Source organism: Streptomyces wedmorensis (genome assembly GCF_000716445.1).
GTDB lineage: Bacteria > Actinomycetota > Actinomycetes > Streptomycetales > Streptomycetaceae > Streptomyces > Streptomyces wedmorensis.
Genome location: NZ_JNWK01000125.1, coordinates 1 through 5,412 on the forward strand (window position 1 = coordinate 1; position 5,412 = coordinate 5,412).

Annotated in this window: 2 protein-coding genes and 1 pseudogene; all 3 read right to left on the minus strand. The window is 73.9% G+C overall.

The genetic code is table 11. From position 1 onward, the window contains the following. Positions 1 to 891, minus strand: an 891-nt coding sequence (locus tag OO54_RS40570; protein ID WP_033212662.1) for a beta-ketoacyl synthase N-terminal-like domain-containing protein, incomplete at its 3' end; no start/stop codon positions are given. Continuing rightward, positions 888 to 2,798 (minus strand): type I polyketide synthase, encoded by a 1,911-nt coding sequence (locus OO54_RS49000; RefSeq protein ID WP_425348027.1) that lies wholly within the window; start codon positions 2,796 to 2,798, stop codon positions 888 to 890. The genes OO54_RS40570 and OO54_RS49000, both read right to left, overlap by 4 nt. Beyond that, a pseudogene (locus OO54_RS49005) lies at positions 2,775 to 5,412 on the minus strand (type I polyketide synthase); the annotation flags it as partial. The pseudogene OO54_RS49005 and the gene OO54_RS49000, both read right to left, overlap by 24 nt.

The following is a 5,412-nucleotide window of genomic DNA, read 5'->3' on the forward strand; positions in this document are numbered from 1 at the left end:
CAGGATCCGCCGGCCGTTGCGCTGCGCGTCCGACAGTCGTTCGAGGAGCAGCATGCCGACGCCCTCGGCCCAGCCCGTGCCGTCCGCCGCGGCCGCGAAGGACTTGCACCGGCCGTTCAGCGCGAGACCGCGCTGCCGTGAGAAGCCGACGAAGGCGGCCGACTTGGCCATGACGGTGACGCCGCCGGCGAGGGCCAGCGAGGACTCGCCGGAGCGCAGCGACTGCGTCGCCAGGTGCAGGGCGACGAGGGAAGAGGAGCAGGCGGTGTCCAGCGTCACCGCCGGGCCTTCCAGGCCGAGGAAGTACGACACCCGGCCCGACACGATGCTTCCCGCGCCGCCGGTCATCAGATGGCCCTCGACGCTGTCGGGGTCCGAGCCGTCGCCGTCCATGTACCCGACCGCGTAGTCCTGGTACATGTCGCCCGCGAAGACGCCGACGGGTTCGCCGCGCAGCGACGCCGGGTCGATGCCCGCCCGCTCCAGCGCCTCCCAGGACGTCTCCAGCATCAGCCGCTGCTGCGGGTCCATCGCCAGCGCCTCGCGCGGCGAGATGCCGAAGAACCCGGCGTCGAACTCGTCGGCGTCGTGCAGGAACCCGCCCTCGCGCACGTAGCTGGTGCCCGAGTGGTCCGGGTCCGGGTGGAAGAGGTTCTCGAGGTCCCAGCCACGGTTGACCGGGAACTCGGTGATGCCGTCACCGCCGGACGCCACCAGGTCCCACAGGTCCTCCGGAGAGGACACCCCGCCCGGGAAACGGCAGGCCATTCCCACGATCGCGACGGGTTCGGTCTGCCGCTCCCTGATCCTGCTGTTCTCGTTCTCCAGACGCTCGTTCTCGATGAGTGACGCGCGCAGTGCCTCGACGACCCTGCTGTCCGTACTGGTCACGCTGTTGCTCCTTCTCCGAGGCCCTGCTGGTTCCTGGCACTTCTCATCGCTCGTTCGACGAGGTCGTCGAGGTCCATCTCCGCGATCAGCGGCGTCGCGTCCTCCCTGGGTTCCGCCCCGGCGGCCGGACTCGTCCGCGGACCGTCGGCCAGTTCGAGGAGCGTGTCGAGGATCCCGAGCTCTTCGAAGCGGGCCAGTGGTGTCGTGGTCAGTACGCGGCGGATCTCGTCCTCGCGGCCGACGGCCGCCCCGGCGGCGGGGGCGTCGGGGAACAGGTCCCGGAGCACGGCGCGGGCCAGGGCCTTGGGCGTCGGGTGATCGAAGATCGTCGTGGCCGGCAGGCGCAGACCCGTCAGGGCGGACAGCCGGTTCCGCAGCTCGACCGAGGTGAGCGAGTCGAACCCGACGTCACTCAGGGCCCGTTCGGGCTCCACCTGCGCCCCCGAGGCGTGCCCCAGGATCGTGGCGATCTCCCCGCGTACGACGTCGAGCAGGGTGTCCGACCGCTGGGCCGCCGGGAGCACCGCGAGGCGCCCGGGCAGGTCGGGGACCGCCGGGTCGCCGCTGCGTGCGGCGCGCCGGCCGGGACGTACGAGACCGCGCAGCAGCGCGTGCACGGATGCCGGCGTGGTGGCCTGTTCCCGCAGGACGGCGAAGTTCATCTTGACCGGCACGAGGACCGGGTCGGATGCCAGGAGGCCCAGGTCGAACAGTTCCAGGCCTTCGCGTGCGGTGACTCCGGTTCCACCGCCGCGCGACACGCGGCGCAGATCGGCCTCGGTGAGGTGGGCGGTCATGTCGCTGCTCTCCGCCCAGCCGCCCCAGGCCAGGGAGACGGCCGGCAGCCCCTCGGCGTGACGGCGCACGGCCAGCGCGTCGAGGAACGCGTTCGCGGCCGCGTAGTTCGCCTGCCCGGGATTGCCCAGGGTTCCGGCGGCCGACGAGAACAGCACGAAGGCCGCCGGATCGAGATCGCGTGTGAGCTCGTCCAGGACCAGAGCCGCGTCCACCTTGGGACGGAACACCGTGTCGAGGCGCTCCGGGGTCAGCGCCGTGAGCACGCCGTCGTCCAGCACACCGGCCGTGTGGACGACACCGGTCAGCGGGGCCTCGGACGGTATGCCCGCCAGCACCCCCGCCACCGCCTCGCGATCGGAGACGTCGCAGGCCACGATCCTCACCCGGGCGCCGAGTTCGGCCAGTTCCGCCTCCAGGTCGGACGCGCCCGGCGCGTCCGGACCGCGACGGGACACCAGCACCAGGCTCCGGACCCCGTGCTCCCGCGCCAGGTGACGGGCCACCAGCCGGCCCAGACCCCCTGTACCGCCGGTGACCAGGACCGTCCCGGCCGGATCCAGCGGCCGGCCGCGGTCGGCCACGGGCACGGCCCGCGCCAGCCGGGGCACGACGACTCCACCGGACCCGATCGCCACCTGCGGCTCGCCCGAGGCCAGGACGCCCGCCAGCACGGCCTGTTCGACCCGCGGACCGTCCGAGGCCACCAGCACGAACCGGCCGGGGTGCTCGCCCTGCGCCGAACGCAGCAGACCCCACACCGACGCCGCCGCCGGGTCCTCGGCCGGCCCCGTCACCACGACGAGCCGGCCGTCCCCGAGCTCCGGCTCGGCCAGCCACGCCTGGGCGATCTCCAAGGCCCGACCGGTCACCTCGCGCACGTCACCCGCGGCGGCGCGGAGATCGACGACGGCCGAGACGGCACCGTTCGCGGCCAGGGCGGCCACGTCCCGGGCGGTGGTCACGGCCGGCAGCGCGCCGTCCGTCTCCGGCGCCCCGGGCAGGGCGAGCGGCGCCCATTCGAGGCGGAACAGCGCGTCGCGCGTCCAGTCCGACGCGGACCCGGAGCCGAGGCTCTCCGGCGCCACCGGCCGGGCCACCACGGACTCCACCGACGCCACCGGGGCGCCGGACGCGTCGGCGAGCCGCACGCTGACCGTGTCCGGAGCGCCGGGCACCAGGTGGACCCGCAGCGCGGACGCTCCCGCCGCGTACACGCGCACCTCGTTCCACGCGAACGGCAGCGCGAGCCGCCGCTCCGGGTGGTCCTGTCGGAGGACCGCGGCGTGGAAGCAGGCGTCGAGGAGAGCCGGGTGGAGCGCGTATCCGTCGGAGCCGCCCGCCTCCTCGGGAAGGACGATCTCCGCGAAGATCTCCTCGCCGCGCGTCCACGCCGCCCGCAGTCCCCGGAACGCGGGCCCGTACCCGTACCCGCTCTCCTCCAGCTCCCCGTACGCCGCTCCGGCCGCGTCCTCGACCCGGACCGCGTCCTGCGGCGGCCACCGCGTCAGCTCGAAGTCGGCGGCACCGGCCTCGGCGGCCAACTGCCCCGACGCGTGACGGGTCCAGGCGGAGCCGGGCTCGGCGTCCTCCGGGCGGGAATGCACCTGTACGGTCCGCTGCCCGGCCTCGTCCGCCGCACCGACCTCCACCCGCAGCTGGACGGCACCCTGCTCGGGTACCACCAGCGGGGCCTCGATCAGCAGCTCCGACAGCGCCTCGCAGCCCGCCTCGTCCCCGGCCCGCACCACCAGTTCGACGAACGCCGTGCCCGGTGCGAGCACCACCCCGCCCACGGCGTGGCCGACAAGCCACGGATGCGTGCGCAGCGACCACCGCGAGGTGAACAGCAGCGCCCCGGAACCCGGCACCTCGGTCATCGCACCCAGCAGCGGGTGATCGACACCGAGCAGGCCGAGACCCGCGGGATCTCCCGAGCCCTCGCCGCTCTCCAGCCAGTACCGCTGCCGCTGGAAGGCGTACGTCGGCAACTCCACCGACCGGCCCTCGCCCTCGCCGAGCAGCGCCCGCCAGTCGACCGAGGCACCCCGCACGTGCAGACCGCCCAGAGCCGACACGACCGCACGCACCTCGTCGTGCTCGCGGCGCAGCGACGGTACGAAGACGGTGTCGTCGCCCGTCAGGCAGTCCGGGCCCATCGCCGACAGGACCGCGTCCGGACCCAGCTCCAGGAACGTGACCACATCCGCCTGCTCCAACGCCCGGACACCATCGGCGAACCGCACCGGCACGCGGATGTGCTCCACCCAGTACTCAGGGCGTGCGACCAGCTCCGGACCTGCGATCTCCCCGGTCACGTTCGAGATGAGCCCCATCTGCGGGGGCCGGAAGTCCAACCCCTTCACGACGGCGCGGAACTCGTCCAGCATCGGCTCCATCAGCACCGAATGGAAAGCGTGCGAGACCGACAGACGCCGGGTCTTCACCCCCTGCGCCGCCAGCCGCTCCGCGACGGCGAGGACCTCCCGCTCGTCACCGGACACGACGACCGAGACCGGTCCGTTCACGGCGGCGATGTCGACGCCCGGGGTGAGGAGCGGACGGACGACGTCCTCGGGCGCGGCCACCGACACCATGGCACCGCCGGACGGCAGGGCCTGCATCAGCCGCCCGCGAGCGGCGACCAGCGTCGCCGCGTCCTCCAGCGACAGCACTCCCGCCACATGCGCGGCCGTCACCTCACCCAGCGAGTGGCCGCCGACGAAGTCGGGGCGGACACCCCAGGACTCCACCAGCCGGAACAGCGCCGTCTCCGCCGCTGCCCAGGGCCTCAAGGTTCCGCAAGGCCGCGGCGCGGTCGTCCGCCACGATCACGGCGCGCTCCGACAGCGCACTCCGGGTCCCGACCAGCGCACGCCCGGTCTCCGCCAGGCCCACCTCCGGGCGAGCCGACAGGAACGACGCCAACTCCCGTGCCTGTGCGGCCAGTCCCGCCTTGCCGCGAGCCGACACGATCAGCGGAAGCGGTCCCGGCGTCTCGTCCTCGACCGGCTCCTCATGTGTCTGCTCCGGGGCCTGCTCCAGGATCACGTGCACGTTGGTCCCGCTGGCGCCGAAGGAGGAGACGCCCGCGCGGCGGGGCCGGTCGAGCTCGGGCCAGGGCCGGGCCTCCGTCAGGAGCTCGACGGCACCGGCGGTCCAGTCGACCTGCCCAGCGACGTTCCGGTGCCGTGCGCCTCCACCGCGTCGACCTCCGTCGCCGCGAGGCCCGCGTTGGCCAGCGCCGCGCGGATCACCCGCTGCTGGGAGGGGCCGTTGGGGGCGGTCAGGCCGTTCGAGGCGCCGTCCTGGTTGACGGCGGAGCCGCGTACGACACCCAGGATCCGGCGCTGGCGGGAGAACCCGACGAACGCGCCCGGCGAGCTCATCACGGTCACGCCGCCCGCGAGGGCCAGCGAGGACTCGCCGGACCGCAGGGACTGCGTCGCCAGGTGCAGGGCCACCAGCGAGGACGAGCAGGTGGTGTCGACGGTGACGGCGGGGCCTTCGAGACCGAGGACGTACGAGATGCGGCCCGAGAGCACGCCGCCGAGGGCGCCGGTCATCAGATAGCCCTCGACGTCGTCGGGGACGTTGCCGGGCTCGGGCCGGTAGTCGCTGCCGACCGCGCCGGTGAAGACGCCGACCGGCTTGCCCCGCAACCCGGCAGGATCGACACCCGCCCGCTCGAGGACCTCCCACGACGCCTCCAGCATCAACCGCTGC